We start from the raw sequence: 24687 nt of genomic DNA on the forward strand, positions 1-24687 counted from the left end.
GCGGTACGGAGCAGTACGGAAGAGGGCGGTACGGACCCGGTGGTCCGTACCGCCCTTTTTCGTTCCCCGCAGTTACTGCGGTTACTTGAGGGCGAGCAGCAGCGTGTCGGAGGGCGATGCCCACACGGCCCGGGCCTCCCCGAACCCGGCCGTACGCAGCGTTTCCGCGTGCCAGTGCACGGACGGCATGTCCCCGTCCGCGTGCTCGCCGTAGATCTCGTAGCGCTTCGCCGTCGGCTCGGCGAGTACGGGGTCCTTGGCGGCCAGCGCCCACCAGTCGGCCCAGTCGAGCGCGCCGGCGGCCTTCGCCCGGTCCATCTGCGCGTGCCGGTGGGCGCGCTCGGCGGCGTTGATGCGCGGGGTGGTGCGGTCGATCATGTGGTCGGCGTTCATGAAGACGCCGCCTTCCCGGACGACCCCGGCGATCTGTCCGTACAGCGCGGTCAGCGGTCCGCTGCGCAGCCAGTGCAGCGCGGTGGCGGTGAGCACGGCGTCGTACGAGTCGTACGGGAGCTTTGTCACCCAGTCGGGGTCCTTCAGGTCGGCCGTGACGAAGGTGACCCGCTCGTCGCTCTCGAAGTAGCCCCGGGCGATGGTCAACAGTGCGGGATCCAGATCGACCCCTGTGCTGGTGGACTTCGGGAACCGCCGGAACAGCCGGTCCGTAATACTTCCCGTACCGCACGCGAGATCCAGTACCCGTGGCTCGGGGCCCACCAGGGCCTCGACCATGTCCAGCATCACCCGGAACCGCTCCTCGCGGTCGGGCATGTACCACTCCTGCTGCCGGTCCCAGCTCTCCTGCCAGGCCCGCCAGTCGGCTCCTGCTCCCGTACCCGTATCCGTACTCGTCCCTGTCACCGTCTCCGACACCGGAACCCTCCCGTCCGTAATACCCTCGAAGCTATAGCAGCTGTTACGTCGACACTAGAACGCCGCGGTAAGGACTACAAGTGGAACTGGCCCATTACTCGGACTATGCAGTGCGCCTGGTCAACACCGAGGAGCCGGCCCGCAGCAAGGACTCCCTCACCTCGGTCGAGGCCGTCCGGGAGCTCTTCGGCCCGTCCGCCCAGGCAGCGCGCCGTGCCACCGAGGCGGACGTCACCCGCTTCCGGTCGGTACGAGGCCGGCTGCGGGCGGTCTTCACCGCCGCCGACGCGGGCGACGAGACCCAGGCGGTCGACCTGCTCAACTCCCTGCTGCTGGAGTTCCCGGTCAACCCGCAGATCTCGGGCCACGACCACCGGGACGAGGACGGCCGCCCGAAGTGGCACATGCACCTGGCGGACCACCCCTCCAACGCGACGGCTGGGTACGCCGCGATCGCCGCGATGGGGCTCGCGTTCCATCTCACGGAGTACGGAGTGGACCGGCTCGGCCTGTGCCAGGCCACGCCGTGCCGCAACGCCTACCTCGACACCTCGACCAACCGCTCCCGCCGCTACTGCTCGGACCGCTGCGCGACCCGCGCCAATGTGGCCGCCTACCGCGCCCGCAAACGCCTGGAGACGGAACGGTCGCAGAGCACGGGACGCACTGCCGAGAACGCCCAGGAGGCGACCGCGCGCACGGAGCGCTGACCCTCCGCGAGCGGCCGGTATCTGCCGCGTACCCGCCCCAGCAGCAGCTCGTGGGGCACGGTGCCGAACAGCCGGCTGTCCCCCTCCGCCCCCGGGTTGTCCCCCAGTACCCACCAGCCGTCCTCGCGCCGCTCGACGAGCCGCTTGACGATGAGCAGGTCCTGCTGGAGCGGATGGCGCAGCACGGCGACGTCGCCGGCCTTCACCTCCGCGCCGTAATGGACCAGCAGTTGATCGCCGTGTTTGAGCGTCGGGTACATGGAAGGACCTGTCACTTCGGCGACTCCGAACGGCTCTTTCGGCTCCCGCCCCTGCTCAGTCATCCGCCACCTCCGGGTCCCACGGTACGTTCGGCCACCAGTCCCATACTGACCCTGGACTTTTGTCCTAAGCCCTAGGGGGCACTCGCGAAAACACGTCACTCACGGAGTAATGTCCCACCTGAGAAGACGATCACGAGGAAGGACAGCTCAATGCTCTCCCGCCTGTTTGCCCCCAAGGTGAAGGTCAGCGCCCACTGCGACCTGCCCTGCGGTGTCTACGACCCGGCCCAGGCCCGCATCGAGGCCGAGTCGGTCAAGGCCGTCCAGGAGAAGTTCCAGGCCAACGAGGACCCGCACTTCCGGGCCCGCGCCACGGTCATCAAGGAGCAGCGCGCGGAGCTCGCCAAGCACCACGTCTCGGTGCTGTGGAGCGATTACTTCAAGCCGCCGCACTTCGAGAAGTACCCGGAGCTGCACCAGCTGGTCAACGACGCCCTGAAGGCGCTGTCGGCCGCGAAGGCGTCGACGGACCCGGCGACGGGCCAGAAGGCGCTGGACTACATCGCCCAGATCGACAAGATCTTCTGGGAGACGAAGAAGGCCTGACCTTCCCGGTCACGTCCTTTTTGCGCACGTTCGCTTGCGTACGACAGCACCCGGCATTCGCGCGGAGCCGGGTGCTGTCGGCGTTTTCGCTCCCGTCGAGCCGGGGTGCCCGATCCCTGGGTCCCCGCCCAGCTCCGCGCTCAGGCCGGGCCCGCCTCGGCCGTTCCAGCCCTGCGGCTATGCAGGACCACCATGGCCGTCACCGCCGCGGCCAGCAGCGCGAGCGCGAGCAGGGCGGGGATCAGGACCACCACCAGGCCCGCGCACAGGCAGCCGAGCCCTCCGAGGAGGAGGACCGGGGACCTGCGTCCGCCGGTGCGCAGCAGGATCGCGGCCGCCGCCAGCAGGAAAATGCCCACGCCTCCGGCGAGCGCCCACGCCACCACGCCGTGCAGCGGTTCCGAGAGGTCGTAGTGCTCGCTGTCGGCGACCTGGTGGAGCACCTTCTTCATGCCGAGCGCGGTGAGCACGATTCCCGCGACGAGTGGCAGATGCAGGAAGGTGTAGGCATCACGCGCCAGGCGGGTGCGGTCGTCGCCGTCCAACTCGGTCAGCCGGTGCTCGGCACTCTCGCTGATCTGCCGGAAGTACAGCCGCCAGAGTCCGGCAACGACCAGCACTCCGGCAGCGGTTGCGGCCAGCACCGGCGTGGAGATGGGAAGGTCGGCCACTCCGACGCCGATCGCGACGATGGACTCGCCGAGGGCGATGATGACGATCAGGCCGTGCCGCTCGGCGAAGTGCCCCGGAGAGGACACGCGCCAGCCCGACGATCCCGTGAGGTAGATCCCGAAGTAGTCGATCGCGACCGCGCCGAGCCAGACGAGTACTTGGGCTACGCCAGTGAGGCTGCTGCCGACGAGGAGCAGCGCGAAGGGCGGCGCCACCGACAGCAGCGCAGTACGGCGCAGGGTGGCATGGAGGGCCTGGTCACCGGGGCTGGAGATCCAGTAAGTGACCAGATGCAGGATCCGTACGGCGCCGTAGCAGAGCACGAAGACCAGGGGCGCGTACAGGCCTCCGGGTAGGTCGTCATAGACCTCCGGCACGGCCAGTGAGACGACCAGCACCACCGCCATCACCGCGACGAGGACGGCGAACATGGCTCCGGAGTCGGCTCGTACGACATTGCCCAGCCAGGCGAAGCAACACCAGCACCACCACAGCAGGGCGAGCACCACCATGGCGCCCACCAGCCGCAGTGCCGACGGGTCGGCCGCCATCAGAGCGGTGACCTGGGTGATCGCGTAGACGAACACCAAGTCGAAGAACAGCTCGGCAGGCGTCACCCGATGACCGCCCTCCGTGGCGATCATCCGGGACCGGTCTCTACCTGTCGGCACGGCGTTTCCCCTCTGGAGGCGGCACTCGGCTCGGCCGACTCCGCGCGGAAGGATACGGCCAAATCATGGCCGGACTCGGGGCTTGACGAAATTGCAGAGTTCCGGCTGCTCCAGTGGCAGCAAGTTGCCTCCGCCGTGACGGGGGTCAGGCCGCGGGCGCGTGCAGCAGCGGGCTCTTGTGTCTTCGCAGCCACTGCCGGTACGCCGCCGCACGCAGCGCCGCCTCCCGGTACGCGTCCGCCAGCTCCGTGTACACCGCGTCGTAAAGCTCCTGGCACGCACCGGGTCTGGAGAACAGCAGCAGCCGTACGGCGAGCGGGTCGCCGCGCAGCGGCCTGATCGCCATGTCGTCGCGCGGGCCCGTGGTCGGCTGGCAGGGGGCGACCGCCTCGCCGATCGCGATCAGGGACGCGGCGGTGAGGTAATCCCCGTGCAGGACAGGCGGGTTGAGGCCGGCCGCGCCCAGCACCCGGCGCAGCCCGTCCCACTCGCCGTCCACCGTCGGGTCGACCATCCAGCGGTCCTCGGCCAGATCGGCGAGCTCCACGACGGCCGCGGCGGCGGCCGGGTGGTCGCGGGCCATCGAGATGAACTGCGGCTCGCGCTCGACCAGTACACGAGCGGACAGACCTTCCGGCACGAGCAGCGGACAGCCCTCCACCTCGTGCACAAAAGCGACGTCGAGCTGGCCCGCGGCGACCATCCGCAGCAGCGCGTTGGCCGACACGTCCATGTGCAGCGAGATGTCGGTGCCGGGCAGCCGCTGCCGCAGCCTGCGCAGCCAGCCCGCGAGAACCCGGCTGGCGGTGGAGCCGACGCGCAGCCGGGGGCCCTCGGCCCGGGCGGCGGCCGCCTTGGCCTCGACGACGAGGGAGGTCATTTCGGCCACGAGCGGGCGGGCCCGGCTCAGTACGGAACGGCCCAGCGGGGTCGGCCGGCAGCCGGTGCGTTCACGCGAGAAGAGCTCCGCGCCCAGGGAGTTCTCGATCCGCCGCAGCTGGGTGGTCAGGGACGGCTGGCTGACGCCCAGTCGCCGGGCGGCTTTGTGCAGGCTGCCGGTGTCGGCGATGGCGCACAGCGCACGGAGGTGCCTCACCTCGAGCTCCATGAGCCGAGGGTAGAGCCGCCCCAACTGTCACACCAGACACTGTAGTTGGGGCGCAGCGGACGGACCGGGACACGGTGATGCGCTCGCGTTATCGGCAGTTGACATCATCCGCGACGGAGGCGGGCTCCTCGACACTCTGCGGTACCGAACCCGTTCATCGGATTCATCGGACGAGCAGGAGCCCCCCACATGCGCAACCCCATGCGTCATCCCCGGACGTTACTCTCCGCCTCACTCGGCCTCGGTCTCGGCCTCGCCGCCGCACTGGGCGCCGGACCCGCGACCGCTGCCACAGCGATCCACTCCGCCCACTCCCCCGCGGCCAACTCCCCTGCGGCCGCAGCCCCTTCGTCGTACGCCGCCTACGAAGGATCCAGCGAGGACGCCAAGGCGACCAAGGCCTTCTTCGACGCCGTCGTGAAGTCGGTCGCCGACAAGCGCGCCGCGAACCCCGGCGCCAAGGCCGTGACCGTCGTCTACAGCACCACCAACGCGCCCAGCTTCCGCAGCCAGATATCCCAGAGCACCCAGATCTGGAACAGCTCAGTCAGCAATGTGAAGCTCCGGGAGGGATCGGTCGCGGACTTCTCGTACCGCGAGGGCAATGACCCACGCGGCTCGTACGCGAGCACCGACGGCCACGGCCGCGGCTACATCTTCCTCGACTACCAGCAGAACCAGCAGTACAACTCCACCCGTGTCACCGCCCACGAGACCGGGCACGTGCTGGGCCTGCCCGACCACTACTCGGGACCGTGCAGCGAGCTGATGTCGGGCGGCGGCCCGGGCACGTCCTGCCAGAACGCCTACCCGGACGCGCAGGAACGCGCCCGCGTGAACGCCCTGTGGGCGGGCGGCCTGGCAGCGGCGATCGCCCGCGTCTCCTGAGCCTGCCCTACCTGCCCTGGCACAAGAGGGGCGTCCCGCCGTCAGTGGCGGGACGCCCCTTCGTGGTCGCGCATAGTGTGGTGCCATGACGAGACCGAGTGAGCGTCCGGAGACTCTGTACGAGGCCGTCGGCGGCGGTGACGCGCTGGCGCGGCTGAGCAACACCTTTTACGAGGCCGTCCTCGCCGATCCGCTGCTCGCCCCCGTCTTCGCCGACTTCACGCCCACCCATATCGAGCATGTCGCCGTCTGGCTCGCCGAGATCTTCGACGGCCCGGCCCGTTTCACCGCCGAACTGGGCGGCCACCAGGCTCTGCTCCGCGCTCACCTCGGGCTGTCGATCACCGAGGAGCAGCGGCTGCGCTGGATGGAGCTGATGACCGCCGCCGTGGCGAAGGAGCTCCCGGACGACGAGCTGCTGCGCCGTCGGGTGCTGGAGTACTTCGACTGGGGTACGAAGATCGCCCGCGAGGTCTCGGCAGACCCGGCGGGCACGGACCTCGGGGACCCGGGTCCGACCCCGCGCTGGGGCTGGGACGGCCTGCGCTGACCGGCGGGGTCACCCGGCGCTGCTCGTCAGGCGCCCACCGGCGTCCGCAGTGAGAACTCCGCGCCGGGCGGCAGCTGCTTCTGGATGCTGCCGAGGGCGTCGCCGAAGTCACCCCCGGCGACACCGGATTCGTACGCGGTCCCGCCGTAGTGCAGGGTCAGATTGAGGTCCGCCCGGTCCAGCGACCCGTCCTGCTGCGGCTCGCCGAGCGTCAACAGGCAGCTGAGCGTGGCCTGTTGGACCGCGCCGTCCGCGTGGACGGGCAGCGGCATGTCCCATTCCAGTACGCAGGACGACAGCACCCCGGCCGCGCCCACTGCCCTGAGGGCGGCGAATGTCGCCCCTTCGTACTCAACATCCCTTATGCGCGTGCGCAGTTGCCGCCCGCTCGCCGCGATCGTGAACGCATCCGCGCCCGCGCGGTCGCGGTACCAGCCCGCCCAGACTTCCGTCGACTCCGATGACATGGCGCGGACTGTAGCGGTACGACTTGTTCCGCTGAACAGCCGGGATCCCTCAGGGCGTCCCGACCGCCGCGCCTGGCTCACCGCCGGACTCGCCGCCGGGCTCACCGCCGGACCTCTCGGCGGACTTCTCGGGGGACTCCTCAGAGGACTTTTCGCTCTGACTCACGTCGCTCCGTGGACACCCGGGACTACGGCACGGGCCGGGTTCCCAGACGGGGACGAATGCACCGAGCGTCTTGCGTCGTTTGATGACCGTGCCGACAGGCTCTCCGCACGCCGGGCAACGTGGCTCGACCTGCGGGCTGCGGACGGTATCGCATCCTTCGCTGCCCATACCCCCAGGATATGGCGGTATGGGCAAGCCGGACAGTCCTGCGGTCAGTGCTTCCTGTGGTACTTCCTGACGAGGACGCCATTGCCGAAGGTGCGGACGGAATCGAGCGTGAAGTCCGCGATGCGGAACTCCGCGGCGAACATGGGCATTCCCGAGCCGAGGATCACCGGATAGGTCTTGATGACGAGCTCGTCGACCTCGTCCAGCAGCTGACCGGCGAGGCTCGCGCCCCCGCAGAGATAGATGCCGAGCCCGTCCTCCTGCTTGAGCTCCCGGATCTTGGCCGCCACGTCGCCGGAGACGATCTCCACGTTCGGGTCCGGCGACTCCTTGATACTGCGGGACGCCACGTACTCCCGCAGATGGGCGTAAGGGCTGGTGACCTTGATGTCCAGCGCGAGGTCGTAGCTGGCCCGGCCCTGGATGATCGTGTCGAACTCGGTGTTCGGCGTGTCGTCGATACCCAAGGCCTGCCGCGCCGGGGTCGGCAGGGTGTCCCGGCACTCGGCCTTGAGGTAGTCGAGGAAGTCCCCGACCGCGAACGGGGTGAAGAAGTCCGCCTTGCCGTCCGGGGCCCCGATGAAGCCGTCGATCGACGCGGCGATGAAGTAGCTGAGCTTTCGCAAACCGGTCCTCTTGTCAGGGGATACGAGCGTGGCCGCCGACAACCGAGCGCAACCACTCCACCTATAGTGGTTCAGGTGTAGTGGTTGCGCAAGGCCCTTTCCTCCGGCGAGCGTCTCAACCCGCTTGCGGCTCGCGCTACTTGGGCCGCATCAGCGGGTGCGGCGGGTGACGAATTCCGCCAGGGCCAGCAGATCGCCCGCCGCCGTCAGGTCCGGAACCGCGCGGGCCAGCTCATGGACGGCCCGGGCCATCCGGTCCGCGGCCTGGAGCTGCGCCCAGTCACGGCCGCCCGCCCGGTCGACGGCCTCGGCGGCGAGGCGCACGGCCCTGGGGCTCATCGGGCCGCGGTAGAGCTCGGCCAGGTCGGCGCCCGCCGGGGTGCCGGAGGTCAGTGCGGCAACCACCGGCAGGGACTTCTTGTGGGACGCCAGATCGGCGCCGGCCGGTTTGCCCGTACGCGCCGGATCACCCCAGATCCCGATCAGATCGTCGATGAGCTGGAAGGCGAGCCCCGCTTCCCGCCCGAAGGCGTCCATGGCCGCGGCCTCCTCCTCGCCCCCGCCCGCGTACAGCGCGCCGAGCGCGCAGGCGCAGCCCAGCAGCGCGCCGGTCTTGGCCATCGCCATGGCAAGGCACTCGTCGAGGGAGACCTCCTGCGGCGCGCGCTCCTCGAAGGCGCAGTCCGCCTGCTGTCCCGCACAGAGCTCGATCACACACGCCGCGAGCCGCTCCGACGCGGCGGCAGACGCGGGGTGCCGGTCTTCGGCGAGCAGCCGCAGCGCGAGGGCGAGCAGGGCGTCGCCCGCGATGATGGCGTCCGGGGTGCCGAAGACCGTCCAGGCGGTGGGGCGATGCCTGCGGGTGGAGTCCTCATCGATGACGTCGTCGTGGAGGAGCGTGAAGTTGTGCGCCAGCTCCACCGCGGCCGCAGCCCGCACAGCCTGCCTCGGGTCCCCGCCGAGCGCCCGGGCCGCGGCCAGTACGAGCGCGGGCCTGATGGCCTTGCCCGCCGAGCCGGCCGCCGGGGTGCCGTCCGCGTGCTCCCAGCCGAAGTGGTACATCGCGACGCGGCGTATGGATCCGGGCAACGACTCGATGGTGGTGCGCAGTTGGGGATTGACGGCGCTGCGGGTGCGTTCCAGGAGGTCGACGGCCTCGCGGGCCTCGACGGTCTCCGACATGGTCATCTGGGCAGGCCTTTCCAGGTGTTGGGCACGCCGGGGGCCGACGGGGAGCCGACCGGGCATGGGCCGGCGGGAAGCCGACCGGGCATGGGCCGAGCGGTGCGGCCGGGAGCGTGGCGCGATACCGCGCCCCGGGCCGGGCCGGATCACCGCCAGCGGCTCACCTCGACGTTCTCCAGGACCCCGAGCGCGTCCGGCACCAGCACCGCCGCCGAGTAGTAGGCCGTGACCAGGTACGAGATGATCGCCTGCTCGTCGATGCTCATGAAGCGAACGGACAGGCTGGGCTCGATCTCGTCCGGGATGCCGCTCTGCTGCAGTCCGATGACGCCCTGGTCGGCCTCGCCCGTACGCATGCAGATGATCGAGGTGGTCCTGGCCTCGGTGACCGGGATCTTGTTGCACGGGAAGATCGGCACACCGCGCCAGGCGGGCACATGGTGGCCGGCCACCTCCACACTGTCGGGCACCAGACCGCGCCTGTTGCACTCGCGCCCGAAGGCGGCGATGGCCCGCGGATGGGCCAGGAACAGCTTCGACCCGCGCCGCCGCGAGAGCAGTTCGTCCATGTCGTCGGGGCTGGGCGCGCCGTCGTGCGGCTGCAACCGCTGCCCGTAGTCGCAGTTGTTCAGCAGTCCGAACTCGCGGTTGTTGATCAGCTCGTGCTCCTGGCGCTCCCGCAGCGCCTCGACCGTGAGCCGCAACTGCTGCTCGGTCTGGTTCATCGGCTGGTTGTAGAGGTCGGCGACACGGCTGTGGACCTTCAGCACGGTCTGGGCCACGCTCAGTTCGTATTCGCGCGGCGCCGCGTCGTAGTCGACGTAGGTGTGTGGGACGACGGCTTCGCCGACATGGCCCGCGGACAGGTCGATCGCCGCCTCGCCGTACTTGTTGGTCCGCTGCTGCGGCAGGGACGAAAGACCGGCCAGATGCGCGCGGAGCGAGTCGGCGCGCTCCGCGAGATTCAGCACATCGTCCCTGGTCAGCACGAGCACCGTGCATGCGGTCGCGGCACGCGCGGTGTACTGCCAGGAGGCCTCGCGATCCAGCAGCGCCTGATCGCCGAAGCACGCCCCGTCGGCGAGGACGCCGAGCTCCGCCTCGTCGCCGTACGGACCGGTGCCGATCTGCTCGACCCTGCCGTGCGCCAGCAGATAGACGCGGTCCGCCGCGGTGCCCGCGGCGGCAAGCACCTCACCGGCCCTGAACTCCCGCTGATCGCAACGGTTCGCCAGCTCGGCGAGCACCGACTCGTCGCCGTACTCCCGCAGGGCCGGCAACTCGCCGAGCTCGGCGGGGATGACCGCCACCCGGTCGCCGGTCTGCACGAATGTCACGCGACCGTCGCCGACGGAGTAGCTGAGGCGGCGGTTCACCCGGTAGGTGCCGCCCTGCACCTGCACCCAGGGCAGCATGCGCAGCAGCCACCTTGAGGTGATCTCCTGCATCTGGGGCGCGGACTTGGTGGTTGTCGCAAGGTTCCGCGCGGCGGCCGTACCGAGACTCTGCTGCTTCGACGCCTGCTGCTCACGGACCTCGTCGCCGACAGAACCAACCGAACCAACCGACATGTGACTCCCTCTCGATCATGGTCTGACCTGCACTCGAAAGCGTTCCATCACGGAGAGTACGGGCGCCATTACACAAATGGATGGGACTAGTTCGGTGCCGGCGGGGCACGTTGCACCGCTGCGCGTGCGGTGATCTACGGGTCGGCGGCTGACCGGATCGCTCACGCGCAGTACGAACAGATGGTCCTTTCAAGGGAGTTCGGGGTAAAAGCGCAGTACGGAGCATTCCGCTCACTTCCCCCCGCATTCACAAGGAGACCCCGGCCATGTCCCCACCCATGTCCGCGAACAGCTTCCTCGACGCACTGCGCGACGAAGGGCTGACGGTCGTCCAAGTCGGCGACTGGCGTACGCACAACCGCAACCACAAGGGCCCGTGGGGCCCGGTCCACGGCGTGATGATCCACCACACCGTCACCAAGGGCACCGCGAACACCGTCCGCATCTGCCGGGACGGCTACGCCAGCCTGCCGGGGCCGCTGTGCCACGGCGTCATCGCCAAGGACGGCAAGGTCCATCTCGTCGGTTACGGCCGCGCCAACCACGCCGGGCTCGGCGACGACGATGTGCTGCGCGCCGTCATCGCGGAGAGGGCACTCCCCGCGGACAACGAGGCGAACACCGACGGAAACCGCCACTTCTACGGCTTCGAGTGCGAGAACCTCGGCGACGGCAAGGATCCGTGGCCGGCCGTCCAGCTGGAGGCGATCGAGAAAGCAGCCGCGGCGATCTGCCGCCGTCACGGCTGGAACGAGCGCTCTGTCATCGGCCACCTCGAATGGCAGCCGGGAAAGGTCGATCCCCGGGGCTTCACGATGAACTCCATGCGCGGACGGATCCACGAACGTCTGACGTGACCACCTGACGTGACAAGACCGCCTGACGTGACAATGGGTGCGTGACCCGGAAAGCGCTCGACCTCACCACGGCCCTGCGGCCGCGACTCCCGTCGCCGCTGCAGCCGGTCGAGGACGAGCGCTTCAGCCGGCGCGGCATACGTCTTCTGCTCAAGCGAGACGACCTGATACACCCGGACCTCCCGGGCAACAAGTGGCGCAAACTCGCCCCGAACCTCCACGCGGCGGCGGGCCGTCCGCTCCTGACGTTCGGCGGCGCGTACTCCAACCACCTGCGTGCGACGGCCGCGGCGGGCCGCCTGCTGGGCTTTGAGACGATCGGCGTGGTCCGCGGCGACGAGCTGGCCTCCCGTCCCCTCAACCCGTCCCTGACCCAGTGCGCGGCGGACGGTATGCACCTGCTCTTCGTCGACCGCGCGACGTACCGCGCGAAGGACGAGCCGGAGGTTCTGGCCGAAATCCTGCGGGCGGTCCCGGGCGACGTCTACGTCGTCCCCGAAGGCGGCAGCAACGCCCTCGCCGCCCAGAGTTGCGCCGCCCTCGGCCACGAGCTCCTCCACCTCGCCGACGTCGTCGCCGTCGCCTGCGGCACCGGCGGAACCCTCGCCGGACTCGCCGCCGGCCTGACGCCCGGGCAGCGCGCCATCGGATTCCCCGTCCTCAAGGGCGGCTTCCTCGCCACCGAGATACACGGCCTCCAGGACGAGGCCTTCGGCGGGCCGGCCGGCGACTGGTCGCTCGACGACCGCTTCCACTTCGGCGGATACGCCCGTACCGCCCCCCGACTCGACGCCTTCGCCGACGACTTCGAGGCCCGCCACCAGCTCCCCGTCGAGCGTGTCTACGTCGCCAAGATGCTCTATGGCCTGACCACCCTCGCCGCCGACGGCGCCTTCCCGCCCGGCACCGCCGTCGCCGCTGTCATCACCGGTCAGGAATCCTCCCGGTAGGCCGCCGCCTCCTCCAGATCGAGACGGCGCAGCAGCGTACGCATCATCTCGTCGTCGATCCGCCGCTGGTCCCGCAGCTGTACGAAGACCTCGCGCTCGGCCTCGATCATCTCCCGCGCCAGCCGCCGGTAAGTGTCGTCCGCCGACTCCCCGGTCACCGGGTTCACCGCCCCGAGCCGCTCCCACACGGCGTTCCGCCGCCGCTCCAGCACCGTCCGCAGCCGGTCCGCCAGCGGCTGCGGAAGCGCGTTGCGCTCGTCCGCCAGCAGCTCGTCCAGCCGCTGCTCCGCCGCCCGTGAGGCCTGGCTCTGCGCCTGCGCCTCGGCGAGCGTCTCGGCTTGCGGGTCGCGCCCCGGCACCTTCAGCGCCCGGATCAGCGCCGGCAGCGTGAGCCCCTGGATCACCAACGTCCCGATCACCGTCGTGAAGGTCAGGAACAGCACCAGGTTCCGCGCCGGGAACGGCTCGCCGCCCGCCGTGGCCAGCGGGATCGAGAAGGCGATCGCCAGCGAGACGACCCCGCGCATCCCGGCCCAGCCCACGATCACCGGCGCGGTCCAGTTGGTGTCCGGCTCGCGCTTCCTGATCCGCGGCGAAAGTGCGCGCGGCAGGAAGGTGGCCGGGAAGACCCAGACGAACCGCACCACCACCACGGCGACGAAGACCCCGACCGCGTACCAGAGCGTCTCGCCCGCCGAGTAGCCGCCGAGGCCCTGCACCACGTACGGCAACTGCAACCCGATCAGCGCGAAGACCGACGACTCCAGGATGAACGCGACCATCTTCCAGACCGCCCCCTCCTGCAGCCGGGTCTCGAAGTCGACCTGCCAGGAGTGGTGCCCCAGATAGAGCGCGACGACGACCACGGCGAGGACGCCGGACGCCCCGACGCGCTCGGCGGCCGCGTAGGCGACGAAGGGAATCAGCAGCGAGAGGGTGTTCTGCAGGAGTGCTTCCTTCAGATGCGTACGCAGCCAGTGGATCGGCACCATCAGCACCAGGCCGACGCCGATCCCGCCGAGCGACGCCAGCGCGAACTCCCCGATGCCGCCGGCCCAGCTCGCGCCCTCCCCGACCGCCGCGGCCAGCGCCACCTTGTACGCGGTGATCGCGGTCGCGTCGTTCACCAGGGACTCGCCCTGCAGGATCGTCGTGAGCCGGTTCGGCAGCCCCAGCCGCCGGGCGATCGCGCTCGCGGCGACCGCGTCCGGCGGCGCGACGACCGCGCCAAGCACCAGCGCGGCGGTCAGCGGCAGATCCGGCACCAGCAGATAGGCGAGGTAACCCACAGCGACGGTCGCGAAGAGGGTATAGCCGACCGAGAGCAGTGCGACGGGCCGCAGATTGGCCCGCAGATCGAGGTACGAGCTGTCGAGCGCGGCCGTGTGCAGCAGCGGCGGCAGCACCAGGGGCAGCACGATGTGCGGGTCGAGCGTGTAGTCCGGCACCCCCGGCAGATACGCGCCGATCAGCCCCACGGTCACCAGCAGCAGCGGCGCCGGCACCGGTGTCCTGCGGGCCGCCCCGGCGATCGCGGCGCTCGCCGCGATCAGCGCGACCAGTGGCAATGGGTCCATCTCGCCGTCCCTCACGTCCGTCCGTACGTCCGTCACCCGCGTCGTAATCTGGCAATCATGAGCGAGTGCGCGCATGTAGCAGAACTGCCCAGCCCCGAGCCGGTGCCGCTGAGCGAGACCTGCCTGGAGTGTCTGGCGGTCGGCAGCAATCCCGTACAGCTGCGACTCTGCCTGATCTGCGGCCTCGTGGGCTGCTGCGACTCCTCGCCCCTGCGGCACGCCACCGCGCACTTCGCGCAGGCCGGGCACCCCGTGATGCGAAGCTTCGAGCCGGGTGAGAGGTGGCGTTGGTGCTTTGTCGACGGTTCGATCGTCTGACGCGTGGGTACGTCAATCCTCCGCCGGTTCCTCGTAATTGGGTGACGCAGACCTCTAGCCACTGTGTGTGCTCATATGCTTACCATGAGTGACAGCCACCGACTGGGGGTCCCGGCGACAGGGCACCATGGATCGCGATAGCGTCGCCGGGCCAGTACCGGCTACGTACAGACCGACCGACTACGTAGCGACGGCTTCGGGATCTCCCCTCCCGTAGCCCCGAAAGAGCTTGTGCCACCTTGGAGGTGAGGGTGTCCCAGATCGCAGGCGAGCCCGGGACTCAGGACTTCGTGGAAGTCCGGCTGCCCGCTGCGGGTGCCTACCTGTCCGTGCTGCGTACGGCCACGGCCGGCCTCGCAGCGCGCTTGGACTTCACCCTCGACGAGATCGAGGATCTGCGGATCGCGGTCGACGAGGCGTGCGCGATCCTGCTGCAGCAGGCCGTCCCCGGTTCCGTTCTCAGCTGCGTCTTCCGACTCGTCGACGACTCGCTCGAGGTCACGGTCTCGGCGCCGACGACAGACGGCCGGGCGCCGGAGCGTGACACCTTCGCCTGGACGGTGCTCTCGGCACTGGCCGGCAAGGTCGACTCGACGGTCGCCGAAGACCGTACGGTCTCCATCAGCCTGTACAAACAGCGCGGCGCGGGACCCGGGCCGGCGTGAGGAACGGGGACGGTCCGGTGCGGAACGAGCCACCCGCGGTGACGGGCATCCCGGAACAGCAGGCGCGGCCGCACCCGGTGGACGGACTGGACGGACTTGACGGCCGGACGGCCGCGGCGGAGCAGGCAGAGCGGGCGGACCGTATGAGCGAGCACGTGCACGAGCAGCAGCACCACGATCCACATGACCGCAGCGGGGCGCGGGCGATGTTCATCGAGCTGCGCAAGCTGCCCGACGGCTCGTCGCAGCGGGCGGAGCTGCGCAACCAACTGGTGCGTATGCATCTGCCACTGGTCGAGCATCTGGCGCGGCGCTTCCGCAACCGCGGCGAGCCGCTGGACGACCTGACGCAGGTCGCGACGATCGGCCTGATCAAGTCGGTGGACCGGTTCGATCCGGATCGGGGCGTCGAGTTCTCGACGTACGCGACACCGACGGTGGTCGGCGAGATCAAGCGCCACTTCCGCGACAAGGGCTGGGCGGTCCGGGTCCCGCGCCGCCTCCAGGAACTGCGGCTCGCCCTGACCACGGCGACGGCGGAACTGTCCCAGCAGCACGGCCGCTCCCCGACGGTCCACGAGCTGGCGGAACGCCTGGGCATCTCGGAGGAGGAGGTCCTGGAGGGCCTGGAGTCCGCGAACGCGTACTCCACGCTGTCCCTGGACGTTCCCGACACGGACGACGAGTCCCCGGCGGTGGCGGACACACTGGGCGCGGAGGACGAGGCCCTGGAGGGCGTCGAATACCGCGAGTCGCTGAAGCCGCTGCTGGAGGACCTGCCACCGCGCGAGAAGCGGATCCTGCTGCTGAGGTTCTTCGGCAACATGACGCAGTCGCAGATCGCACAGGAGGTGGGCATCTCCCAGATGCACGTCTCCCGCTTGCTGGCCCGCACGCTGGCACAGCTCCGCGAGAAGCTCCTGGTGGAGGAGTAACCGGCCCGCGAGGCGTGGGGGCGGCCCCTCCCCACCGGGAGCCACCGGGCGACGTACCGCCCCGCGCGCGAGCGGTTACGCGTCGCGCGCGGGGCCGCGGATGCCCAGGGCCTCGGTCGTCGTCGGATTCACCAGCAGAGCCAGGCCCGTCACCGCGACCGCGGCCAGTGCGATGCCCAGCGGGATCAGCGCCCCGGACGCGCGCAGCAGCGTCCAGGCCGGGATCAGTGCCATCAGGTGTGTGATGATCGCCGGGCCGCGGCTCCAGCTGCGGCGTCGCAGCAGGCCCCGCGCCGCGGCCAGCGGGATCGCGCCGAGTGCGATCAGTGTCACTCCGCCCGTCTCCGCCTGCGCCGGACTGTCCGGCCGGCCGAGCAGGCCCATCACGAGCATGTAGACGCCGCACGCGACCAGTGCCAGGCCTTCCAGGCCGGACACCGCGGCCGCGGCGGTCAGGCGGGCAGGGCGGGGGGTCTGGTCAGCGCTCATCCCAGCAGGGTAGCTGTCGTGGGCAGCCCTGGGCTGGGCCAGGTAAATCCCACTGGGTACGCTGCTGCGCATGCGCGCACTCCTCGTGGTCAATCCGGCAGCAACCACCACCAGTGCCCGCACTCGCGACGTACTCATCCACGCCCTCGCCAGCGAGATGAAGCTGGAGGTCGTGAACACGGAGTACCGCGGGCACGCACGCGACGTCGGCCGCCGGGCCGCGGAGTCCGACGACATGGATCTCGTCGTCGCCCTCGGCGGCGACGGCACCGTGAACGAGGTCGTCAACGGTCTGCTCCACCACGGCCCCGACCCCGACCGCCTCCCACGCCTCGCCGTCGTCCCCGGCGGCTCGACGAACGTCTTCGCCCGCGCCCTCGGCCTCCCGAACGACGCCGTCGAGGCGACCGGCGCCATCCTGGACGCACTGCGCGACCGGACCGAGCGGACGGTCGGCCTCGGTCTCGCGGCCGGCACCCCGGGCACCGACGACGAGGCGGTCCCCGCCCGCTGGTTCACCTTCTGCGCCGGACTCGGCTTCGACGCGAGCGTCATCGGCCGGGTCGAACAGCAGCGGGAGCGCGGCAAGCGGTCCACGCACGCCCTCTATATGCGCCAGGTGGTACGCCAGTTCCTGGACGAGCCCCACCGCCGGAACGGCCCGATCACCCTGGACCGCCCCGGCCAGGACCCGGTCACCGATCTTGTGCTCTCCATAATCTGCAACACCTCCCCCTGGACCTACCTGGGCAATCGCCCGGTGTACGCGTCCCCGGAGGCCTCCTTCGACACCGCCCTGGACGTCGTCGCACTGTCCAAGATGTCGACCTCCGCCGTGGCCCGTTACGCGACCCAGCTGCTCACTTCCACCCCCGAGCGCGGACCGCACGGCAAGCACGCGGTCACTCTCCACGACCTCACCGACTTCACCTTGAATTCGAAGGTTCCCCTCCCGTTCCAGATGGACGGTGACCACCTGGGACTCCGCACGAGCGTGACGTTCACAGGCGTACGCCGTGCACTGCGTGTGATTGTGTGAGTGGAAGGGCCGAAAGTCCTTTAACTCGAACGTATGGGCTGGGCTCCACCCCATAGAAGTACGGCTGTGACCTAGCCGACACCGAGGAATCAAAAAAAACTTTCCGGAAGGGGTTGTATCCGCCGCCGAGGTTTGCGAATCTCTACATGGCGATCGGGACGGCCCGCAACATCGGCCCCACAGACCGCCAGAACCCCTCCTCAAACCTCAGGACCACGCCAGTGCAACTGGCAGTCGGCCCTTCCCTTGCGGGGGGATTCGTGAAAGCGTTCACATTCACAAGCAACCCGCATGTAATACCAAGGAGAGGTAGCAGCCATGGACTGGCGTCACAACGCCGTTTGCCGCGAGGAAGACCCCGAGCTCTTCTTCCCCATCGGCAACACTGGTCCTGCGCTGCTGCAGATCGAGGAAGCCAAGGCCGTCTGCCGTCGCTGCCCCGTCATGGAGCAGTGCCTGCAGTGGGCGCTCGAGTCCGGCCAGGACTCCGGCGTCTGGGGTGGCCTCAGCGAGGACGAGCGCCGCGCTATGAAGCGTCGTGCCGCTCGCAACCGGGCGCGTAACGCCAGCGCCTGACGCCAGCCCCTGCTACGAGCCTGAGCTTGGCGGCGCGTACAGAGAGTACGCACTCACCGCCTCCCGAGCCGCAGCGCGCAGTACCCCGAAGCGCACAAAGCTCTGAGCCCCGGACCGTGTACCTACGGTCCGGGGCTCGCTGCTGTTTCCGCACGCTACGGCTACGGCTACTGCTTCTGCGCCTGTACGGGTACGTCGAGGACGACCCTGGTGCCCCGCACGGGGGCCGGGACCATGTCGAACGTTCCGCCCAATTCCCCCTCCACCAGGGTCCGTACGATCTGCAGACCCAGATTGCCGGTCTGCTGGGGGTCGAAGCCCTCGGGCAGTCCGCGCCCGTCGTCCTGGACGGTGATCAGTAGCCGGCTGTCCGTGCGCTGATCGCCACGTACGGCCGCGACCTCCACCGATCCGTGCTCCCCCTGCGCGAAGGCGTGCTCCAGGGCGTTCTGCAGCACCTCGGTCAGGACCATCGCGAGCGGGGTGGCCACCTCGGCGTCGAGGATGCCGAAACGGCCCGTACGGCGGCACTCGACCTTGCCCGGGGAGATCTCGGAGACCATCGCGATGACCCGGTCGGCGATCTCGTCGAACTCCACGCGCTCGTCCAGGTTCTGGGAGAGGGTCTCGTGGACGATCGCGATCGAACCGACGCGCCGCACCGCCTCATTGAGCGCCTCGCGGCCGCGTACGGAATCCATCCGGCGGGACTGCAGCCGCAACAGGGCCGCGACCGTCTGGAGGTTGTTCTTCACCCGGTGGTGGATCTCCCGGATGGTCGCGTCCTTGGTGATCAACTCACGCTCACGGCGGCGGAGTTCGGTGACGTCGCGGCAGAGTACGAGAGAACCGATCCGGGTGCCCTTGGGCTTGAGCGGGATGGCGCGCAGCTGGATGACGCCGCCGTTGCCCTCGACCTCGGTCTCACGGGGGGCATAGCCGCTGGCGAGTTTGACCAGGGCCTCGTCGACGGGGCCGCGGGACGGGGCGAGTTCGGCGGTGATCTGGCCGAGGTGGTGTCCGACGAGGTCGGAGGCGAGGCCGAGGCGGTGGTATGCGGAGAGGCCGTTGGGGCTGGCGTACTGCACGACGCCGTCCGCGTCGAGCCGGATCAGCCCGTCGCCGACGCGCGGGGAAGCGTCCATGTCGACTTGTTGCCCGGGGAAGGGGAAGGAGCCGGCGGCGATCATCTGGGCGAGGTCGGAGGCGCTCTGGAGGTAGGTGAGCTCCAGCCGGCTGGGCGTACGGACGGTAAGGAGGTTGGTGTTCCTGGCGATGACGCCGAGGACGCGGCCCTCGCGGCGTACGGGGATGGACTCGACCCGTACCGGAACCTCCTCGCGCCACTCCGGGTCGCCCTCGCGCACGATCCGCCCCTCGTCGAGCGCGGCGTCGAGCAGCGGACGCCGGCCACGGGGAACGAGATGGCCGACCATGTCGTCCTGGTAGGAGGTGGGGCCGGTGTTGGGGCGCATCTGGGCGACGGAGACGAAGCGGGTGCCGTCGCGGGTGGGGACCCACAGGACGAGGTCGGCGAAGGAGAGGTCGGAGAGCAACTGCCACTCCGAGACCAGCAGATGCAGCCACTCGAGGTCGGATTCACTGAGGGCTGTGTGCTGGTGTACGAGGTCGTTCATGGAGGGCACATCTGCGAGCGTACCTGCGAGGTGAACCGGCTGAGTTGCCCGGCCGTGCTGGAGGATGGGCCGAGAAGTAAGCTCTGCAGATGGATGGACAGCGGAGAATGGTCTAGTCCACAATGATTGTGTAAAGCCTCCATCCTCCCCGCACAGGAGGGTGGAACGAGGTACCCGGCGCTCTCTGCCCTGACTGCGCCGAGACCTCCGATACGGCCGCGCGGACCGCACACCTGCCGGCCGGAGCAACTCCGGGCTGCGGTGCCGGACGGGTTGAGGGTCCCGTCAGGCGCCGCGGCCCGCGGGTGCGTGCGGCTACTTTTACTCGCGGCTTCGCCGCTCGAGGCTCCCCCCGGCCCCACAGCGCCCGCGGCGCGCGAAGCGCCGCGGCACCTCCTGGCGCCCGCCCCCGCACACACGCGCCAATTGCGCGGCGTAGTGGCCGAAGCGCGCCGGAGGCGCGGCACCGTTCGCGCGCGGAGCGTCGCGAAGCAGGGGTGTGGGGGAACCCCGTTCCCCACACCTCGGGCGGGCGGGTGGGCAAGCCCCCGGCACCACCGCCCCGCTCAGCGCGTTTCCGTGACCTTTGCCAGTGCCCTCGGCGCGTCCGGGTCCTGGCCGCGGGCGATCGTCACCTCGTACGCCAGGAGTTGCAGCGGGAGAATCTCCAGGATCGGCTGGAGCTCCTCCGGAACCCCGTCCGTCGGGAGGACGAAGCCCGCCGAAGCCGCCTCGACCTGGGGAGCCGGGCCCACCACCACCAGGTCCGCGCCGCGGCCGCGGAGGCGGTCGAGGACCGGCTGGAGGGCCTCGCCGCCCTTGCCGTCCGTGACCACCGCGATGACCGGGGAGATGTTGTCCACCATCGCCAGCGGGCCGTGCAGCAGGTCCGCGCCGGAGTACGCGAGCGCCGGGATGTAGCTCGTCTCCATCAGCTTCAGCGCGGCCTCCTTCGCCGTGGGGTAGCCGTAGCCCCGCGACGTGATGACCATCCGCTCGGCGAAGCGGTAGCGGGACGCCAGCTGCCGTACCTCGTCCTGGCGGGACAGCACCTGCGACGCCAGGTCCGGCAGCACCTTCGCCGCCGCGCCGTCGCCGCCCCGCAGCCCTTCCACGAAGAGATAGAGCGCCAGCAGCGACGCGGTGTACGTCTTCGTCGCCGGGAGAGCCTTCTCCGGCCCTGCCAGGATGTCGATGTGGAATTCGGAGACCGCCGCCAGCGGGGAGTCCGGGTTGTTGGTGACCGCCAGCGTGACCGCGCCCGCCTCGCGCGCCGCCTTCGTCGAGGCCACCAGGTCCGGTGAGCCGCCGGACTGGCTGACCGTGACGACCAGGACGTCGGTCAGGTCCGGACGCGCGCCGTACGCCGTCGTCGTGGACATGGAGGTCAGCCCGCACGGCAGACCCAGCTGGATCTCCAGCAGGTACTTCGCGTACAGCGCGGCGTTGTCGGACGTGCCGCGCGCGGTCAGCAGCACGAACCGCGGGCTCCGCGCCGCGATCGCCGTCGCCACCTCGCGGATCCTCGGCGCGCCCTCCTGAAGGATGCGCCGCAGCACCGCGGGCTGCTCTGCCATCTCACCGGCCATGATCCGGCCCGGCTTCTCGGACATGCGGGGTGCCTCCATGTGGCATTCCTTGTGCACGGTCCGCGTCGGTCAGGCCCCGGCGCCCTTGCCGGTGATGACCTCCGCGGCGGCCCGTCCGCAGACGCGAGCGGCGCCATGGGTCGCGATGTGCAGGGCACCCCTCGGCTCCGCCCGGTCCACACCCATCTCGACCACGACCGTGTCGGGCCGGGCTGCGATCAGGGCGTCCAGAGCGTCCGCCATCCAGGGGTGGCGGTGAACGTCGCGTACTACAGCGATGATCCTACGGTCCGCCGCAGCAGCCAGCACATTTCCGACCAAGCCGGAGGTCTCGGTTGCGCTGTCGTATGTGCCGGTCTCGGTGCCGGGCAGGATCGCGGTCAGCTCCGCCGCCACTCCCCACGGGGTCTCGTCCCCCACCGCGATGTTCGCGACCGGGGCGAAGGCGGCGACATAGGGGGCGACCGCCACCGGCTCGTACGGCAGCTGTCCCACCGTCACCCGTACCGCCCGGCGTGCCGCGATCAGCCCGATGTCGGTGCCAGGCGCGCTCCCGGCCCCTGGCTGCGCCGCGGTGACCCCGGTCTCCGAAGCCGCGCCCGGCTCCGCTGCGGCCACCCTGGCCCCCCGCGTCCACTCGGCGAGCGCGCGTACCCGCGCCGCCGCGTCGGCCAGCCGCTCCTCGGGCAGTTCGCCGTCCCGTACCGCCGTGACCAGCGCGTCGCGCAGTCGCAGTACCGTCTCCTCGTCGGCCAGGCCGCCGCCGACGCAAATCGCGTCGGCTCCCGCGGCGATCGCGAGGACGGAGCCACGCTCGATGCCGTACGCCGCCGAGATGGCCTGCATCTCCATGCCGTCGGTGACGATCAGGCCCTCGTAGCCCAACTCCTCGCGCAGCAGACCGGTGAGGATCTGCGGGCTCAGTGTCGCCGGGCGGTTCGGGTCGAGCGCGGGAAGCAGAATGTGCGCGCTCATCACCGCTTTGGAACCCGCCGCGATCGCCGCGCGGAAAGGCACCAGCTCACGTGCGTGCAGAGTGTCTGGATCCACACCGATGCGGGGCAGCGCGTGGTGCGAGTCCACATTGGTGTCGCCGTGCCCGGGGAAGTGCTTGGTGCAGGCGGCGACTCCGGCCGCCTGGAGTCCTTCGATGTACGCGGCGGTGTGCCGGGCGGCGAGCGTGGTGTCGGCGCCGAACGACCGTACGCCGATGACCGGGTTGTTCGGGTTGGAGTTGATGTCCGCGGAGGGTGCCCAGTTGAGGTCGACCCCGCATTCGGCGAGCCGGCGGCCCAGTTCACGCGCGACGGCCCGGGTGAGCTCCGTATCGTCCACCACCCCCAGCGCGTAGTTCCCGGGGAAGGAAGAACCGTTTCGCACCTCAAGGCGCGTGACGTCCCCGCCCTCCTCGTCGATCGCGACGAGCACATCGTCCCGTTCGGCCCGCAGCTGCGCGGTGAGCGCGGCCAGTTGGCCGGGCGAGGCGATGTTGCGGCCGAACAGGCCGACGGCCGAGAGGCCTTCGCCGATCCGGCGCAGCAGCCACTCGGGGGCGGTGGTGCCGATGAAACCCGGCTGGAGGACGGCGAGGGCGTCGCGGGTCAGGGTGTCCGAGGATCCACGTACGAGAGTGGTCATGAGGCGGCGTTATCCCTTCACTGCACCGGAGGTGAGACCCGCCGCCATCTTCTTCTGGATGAACATGAAGAAGGCCACGACAGGGATGGCGATGAGCGTCGAGGCGGCCATCAGGGCGCCGTAGTCCACACCACGAGAGGTGGTGAAGTTCGCCAGCCACACGTTCAGCGTGTACTTGTCGTTGTCCTGGAGAACGACGTACGCGAGGAGGTACTCGTTCCAGGCGTTGATCAGCGAGTAGATGGACGCCGCGGCGAGGCCGGGGGCGAGCAGCGGGAAGACGATCCGCCAGAAGGCGCCCATCTGGCTGCAGCCGTCCACCATCGCGGACTCCTCGAGCTCCTTCGGGATGTTGATCACGAAGCCGCGGATCATCCAGGTCGCGAAGGGCAGCGTGGAGACGAGGTAGATGATGATGACGCCCCAGTACTCGTTCAGCGCGCCGAGGTCGTTGAGCTGGAGGTAGATGGGGATCAGCATCGCGGTCGGCGGCAGCAGCTGGACCAGGATGAGGACGATCATGAAGCCCTTGCGGCCGAAGAACCGGAAGCGGCCTATCGCGTACGCGGCGATGGTGGCCATGAGCATGGCGCCGACCACCGCGGTGACGCAGATGATCAGGCTGGACTTGACCGCCGTACCGAAGTTGGCGTAATCCATCGCGCGGCTGAAGTTGTCGAAGGTGACCGACGACGGCCACAGCGTCTGGTCGTAGCTGCGGATCTCGGCGTTGGGCCGCAGGGCGCTGATGACGAGCCAGTACACCGGGAAGATCATGACCACGAAGGTCAGCAGCCCGATGACGTTGTAGACGGTCCGGCTCTTTTTCCTGCGGTCGGGCTTGAGGATCTGGGCGGCCTTGGGGGCAGGGGCCTTCAGGGCGGAGGTGGTGGCGCTCACTCGACCTCTCCGATCTTGAGCAGCTGGCGCAGGTAGTACACGGCGACGCCGGACAGCAGCAGCACCGTGATCAGCGAGATGGCGGCGCCCTGGCTGAAGGAGTTGGACTCGAAGGCCTTGTTGAAGGCGTAGAGACCGAGCACCTCGTACTCGGGCTCGGGCTTGGTGCCGCGCATCAGCCAGACCTGGCCGAGGACGTTGAAGTCCCAGATCACCGAGAGGGTGGCGACCATCTGGAAGACCGGCTTGATGACCGGGAAGACGACATAGCGGAAGTTGCCGAACGCGCCGACGCCGTCGATGGCCGCGGCCTCCTCCAGCTCCTTGGGCACCTGGGTGAGGGCCGCGTAGAGCGTGATGGCGACGAACGGAATGGCGCCCCAGACGACGACGGCGCCGATGACCAGGAAGCCCTGCTTGGCGTCGAGGAACCAGTTGTGGCCCTGGAAGTCCAGTCCGAGGTACTTCGTGAGGACCATGTTCGCGACGCCGTAGTCGGAGTCGGCGAACCAGCGGAAGATCGAGGCGGCGACCATCAGCGGGATCGACCAGGCCGCGATCAGCCCGGCGGTCACCAGCAGCCGGACCCAGGTGGACATCCGCTGCATCATCAGCGAGATCGCCAGGCCGAAGGCGAGGGTGACGACCACACAGGCGGCCATGAAGACGACGGTCAGCACGACCGAGTCCCAGAAGGCCGGGTCACCGAAGATGCTGGAGAACTGCTCGAAGCCCACCCACGGTGCGGCCTCGCCGGTCCACAGCTCGCGGCGGCCGACGTCCTGGAAGGACATGATCGTCGTCTTGATCAGCGGCCACACGAAGACGGCGGCGATCGCGACGATCGTGGGGCCGATCAGCAGATAGGGCAGCAGTGCGCCGGCCTTCCGCGGCGCGCGACCGCTCTTGGCCGGCTCTGGGCCGAGGACATCGGGGTGCCGCTGGACGGGCACCGCCGGTTCGACTGCTTTCGTTTCGGCGGCACTCATGGTG

Annotated in this window: 26 protein-coding genes; 11 read left to right on the forward strand and 15 right to left on the reverse strand. The window is 69.7% G+C overall.

The genetic code is table 11. The features are described 5' to 3' along the window. Positions 1-81: 81 nt before the first annotated feature. Positions 82-873, reverse strand: a complete 792-nt coding sequence (locus QFZ67_RS12700; RefSeq protein WP_373430000.1) for a trans-aconitate 2-methyltransferase — start codon at positions 871-873, stop codon at positions 82-84. 80 nt (positions 874-953) lie between these two features. On the opposite strand from QFZ67_RS12700, the gene QFZ67_RS12705 reads away from it, so the two are divergent. Continuing rightward, positions 954-1583 (forward strand): CGNR zinc finger domain-containing protein, encoded by a 630-nt coding sequence (locus QFZ67_RS12705; protein WP_307661198.1) that lies wholly within the window; start codon positions 954-956, stop codon positions 1581-1583. Here the strand turns inward: QFZ67_RS12705 and sodX are convergent. Beyond that, the gene (gene sodX / locus QFZ67_RS12710) at positions 1487-1906 is read right to left on the reverse strand and encodes a nickel-type superoxide dismutase maturation protease (protein WP_307661199.1); all 420 of its coding nucleotides are present in this window, start codon (positions 1904-1906) and stop codon (positions 1487-1489) included. The genes QFZ67_RS12705 and sodX overlap by 97 nt on opposite strands. Positions 1907-2056: 150 nt before the next feature. Between sodX and sodN the strand changes: the two genes are divergently transcribed. Then, positions 2057-2452, forward strand: coding sequence for a superoxide dismutase, Ni (gene sodN / locus QFZ67_RS12715; protein ID WP_215095254.1), 396 nt, complete (start codon positions 2057-2059; stop codon positions 2450-2452). 140 nt (positions 2453-2592) lie between these two features. Here sodN and QFZ67_RS12720 read toward each other — a convergent pair whose 3' ends face one another. Together QFZ67_RS12720 and QFZ67_RS12725 are read right to left on the reverse strand one after the other, a co-directional pair. Further along, entirely contained in the window at positions 2593-3795 is a 1203-nt protein-coding gene (locus QFZ67_RS12720) for a low temperature requirement protein A (protein WP_307661200.1), read from the reverse strand. A gap of 145 nt (positions 3796-3940) precedes the next feature. Then, positions 3941-4903, reverse strand: a complete 963-nt coding sequence (locus QFZ67_RS12725; protein WP_307661201.1) for a LysR family transcriptional regulator — start codon at positions 4901-4903, stop codon at positions 3941-3943. A 201-nt stretch (positions 4904-5104) separates the two neighbouring features. On the opposite strand from QFZ67_RS12725, the gene snpA reads away from it, so the two are divergent. Together snpA and QFZ67_RS12735 are read left to right on the forward strand one after the other, a co-directional pair. After that, positions 5105-5791, forward strand: coding sequence for a snapalysin (gene snpA / locus QFZ67_RS12730; protein ID WP_307665822.1), 687 nt, complete (start codon positions 5105-5107; stop codon positions 5789-5791). Positions 5792-5876: 85 nt separating this feature from the next. Continuing rightward, a complete protein-coding gene (locus QFZ67_RS12735; RefSeq protein WP_307661202.1) occupies positions 5877-6341 on the forward strand; it encodes a group II truncated hemoglobin in 465 nt (154 codons plus the stop codon). A gap of 26 nt (positions 6342-6367) precedes the next feature. On the opposite strand, the gene QFZ67_RS12740 is transcribed toward QFZ67_RS12735, so the two are convergent. From QFZ67_RS12740 to QFZ67_RS12760, 4 genes are all read right to left on the reverse strand, one after another. Further along, entirely contained in the window at positions 6368-6808 is a 441-nt protein-coding gene (locus tag QFZ67_RS12740; RefSeq protein WP_307661203.1) for a DUF6304 family protein, read from the reverse strand. A 378-nt stretch (positions 6809-7186) separates the two neighbouring features. After that, positions 7187-7768: a dihydrofolate reductase family protein gene (locus QFZ67_RS12750; RefSeq protein WP_307661205.1), complete on the reverse strand. Its 582-nt coding sequence runs from the start codon at positions 7766-7768 to the stop codon at positions 7187-7189. A gap of 150 nt (positions 7769-7918) precedes the next feature. Next, positions 7919-8956 carry a family 2 encapsulin nanocompartment cargo protein polyprenyl transferase gene (locus QFZ67_RS12755; RefSeq protein ID WP_307661206.1) on the reverse strand — a complete coding sequence of 346 codons (1038 nt, stop codon included), beginning with the start codon at positions 8954-8956 and terminating at the stop codon, positions 7919-7921. 143 nt (positions 8957-9099) lie between these two features. Next, the gene (locus QFZ67_RS12760; RefSeq protein WP_307661207.1) at positions 9100-10524 is read right to left on the reverse strand and encodes a family 2B encapsulin nanocompartment shell protein; all 1425 of its coding nucleotides are present in this window, start codon (positions 10522-10524) and stop codon (positions 9100-9102) included. 266 nt (positions 10525-10790) lie between these two features. Here QFZ67_RS12760 and QFZ67_RS12765 point away from each other — a divergent pair, with 266 nt between their 5' ends. Together QFZ67_RS12765 and QFZ67_RS12770 are read left to right on the forward strand one after the other, a co-directional pair. Then, positions 10791-11381, forward strand: a complete 591-nt coding sequence (locus QFZ67_RS12765; protein ID WP_307661208.1) for an N-acetylmuramoyl-L-alanine amidase — start codon at positions 10791-10793, stop codon at positions 11379-11381. A 41-nt stretch (positions 11382-11422) separates the two neighbouring features. Continuing rightward, positions 11423-12331 (forward strand): 1-aminocyclopropane-1-carboxylate deaminase/D-cysteine desulfhydrase, encoded by a 909-nt coding sequence (locus QFZ67_RS12770; RefSeq protein WP_307661209.1) that lies wholly within the window; start codon positions 11423-11425, stop codon positions 12329-12331. Here QFZ67_RS12770 and QFZ67_RS12775 read toward each other — a convergent pair. After that, a complete protein-coding gene (locus QFZ67_RS12775) occupies positions 12313-13908 on the reverse strand; it encodes a Na+/H+ antiporter (RefSeq protein WP_307661210.1) in 1596 nt (531 codons plus the stop codon). The two genes, QFZ67_RS12770 and QFZ67_RS12775, sit on opposite strands and share 19 nt — an antisense overlap. Positions 13909-13965: 57 nt before the next feature. Between QFZ67_RS12775 and QFZ67_RS12780 the strand changes: the two genes are divergently transcribed. The 3 genes from QFZ67_RS12780 to QFZ67_RS12790 all read left to right on the forward strand — a co-directional run bounded on the left by QFZ67_RS12780 (position 13966) and on the right by QFZ67_RS12790 (position 15826). Further along, positions 13966-14226, forward strand: coding sequence for a UBP-type zinc finger domain-containing protein (locus QFZ67_RS12780; protein WP_307661211.1), 261 nt, complete (start codon positions 13966-13968; stop codon positions 14224-14226). A gap of 251 nt (positions 14227-14477) precedes the next feature. Continuing rightward, a complete protein-coding gene (locus QFZ67_RS12785; protein WP_307661212.1) occupies positions 14478-14891 on the forward strand; it encodes an anti-sigma regulatory factor in 414 nt (137 codons plus the stop codon). Then, the gene (locus QFZ67_RS12790; RefSeq protein ID WP_373430219.1) at positions 14780-15826 is read left to right on the forward strand and encodes an RNA polymerase sigma factor SigF; all 1047 of its coding nucleotides are present in this window, start codon (positions 14780-14782) and stop codon (positions 15824-15826) included. The genes QFZ67_RS12785 and QFZ67_RS12790 overlap by 112 nt, the downstream gene beginning before the upstream one ends. A 75-nt stretch (positions 15827-15901) precedes the next feature. On the opposite strand, the gene QFZ67_RS12795 is transcribed toward QFZ67_RS12790, so the two are convergent. After that, on the reverse strand, positions 15902-16315 hold the full coding sequence (locus QFZ67_RS12795) for a hypothetical protein (RefSeq protein WP_307661214.1): 414 nt from the start codon (positions 16313-16315) through the stop codon (positions 15902-15904). Between the two features lie 70 nt (positions 16316-16385). Here QFZ67_RS12795 and QFZ67_RS12800 point away from each other — a divergent pair, with 70 nt between their 5' ends. Both QFZ67_RS12800 and QFZ67_RS12805 read left to right on the forward strand, forming a co-directional pair. Next, positions 16386-17354, forward strand: coding sequence for a diacylglycerol kinase family protein (locus QFZ67_RS12800; protein ID WP_307661215.1), 969 nt, complete (start codon positions 16386-16388; stop codon positions 17352-17354). Between the two features lie 318 nt (positions 17355-17672). Continuing rightward, entirely contained in the window at positions 17673-17930 is a 258-nt protein-coding gene (locus tag QFZ67_RS12805) for a WhiB family transcriptional regulator (RefSeq protein WP_003953983.1), read from the forward strand. Positions 17931-18097: 167 nt separating this feature from the next. Here the strand turns inward: QFZ67_RS12805 and QFZ67_RS12810 are convergent, their stop codons facing one another. The 5 genes from QFZ67_RS12810 to QFZ67_RS12830 form a co-directional block, all read right to left on the reverse strand. Then, a complete protein-coding gene (locus tag QFZ67_RS12810) occupies positions 18098-19576 on the reverse strand; it encodes a sensor histidine kinase (protein ID WP_307661216.1) in 1479 nt (492 codons plus the stop codon). Positions 19577-20133: 557 nt separating this feature from the next. Next, positions 20134-21195 carry an SIS domain-containing protein gene (locus QFZ67_RS12815; RefSeq protein ID WP_307661217.1) on the reverse strand — a complete coding sequence of 354 codons (1062 nt, stop codon included), beginning with the start codon at positions 21193-21195 and terminating at the stop codon, positions 20134-20136. A 30-nt stretch (positions 21196-21225) separates the two neighbouring features. Further along, on the reverse strand, positions 21226-22794 hold the full coding sequence (locus QFZ67_RS12820; RefSeq protein WP_307661218.1) for a glycoside hydrolase family 3 protein: 1569 nt from the start codon (positions 22792-22794) through the stop codon (positions 21226-21228). Between the two features lie 9 nt (positions 22795-22803). Next, positions 22804-23694, reverse strand: coding sequence for a carbohydrate ABC transporter permease (locus QFZ67_RS12825; protein ID WP_373430002.1), 891 nt, complete (start codon positions 23692-23694; stop codon positions 22804-22806). After that, a complete protein-coding gene (locus QFZ67_RS12830) occupies positions 23691-24683 on the reverse strand; it encodes a carbohydrate ABC transporter permease (RefSeq protein ID WP_307661219.1) in 993 nt (330 codons plus the stop codon). Before QFZ67_RS12830 ends, QFZ67_RS12825 begins: the two co-directional genes overlap by 4 nt. Positions 24684-24687: the final 4 nt, after the last annotated feature.

It is taken from the genome of Streptomyces sp. V1I1, from assembly GCF_030817355.1.
Classification (GTDB): domain Bacteria; phylum Actinomycetota; class Actinomycetes; order Streptomycetales; family Streptomycetaceae; genus Streptomyces.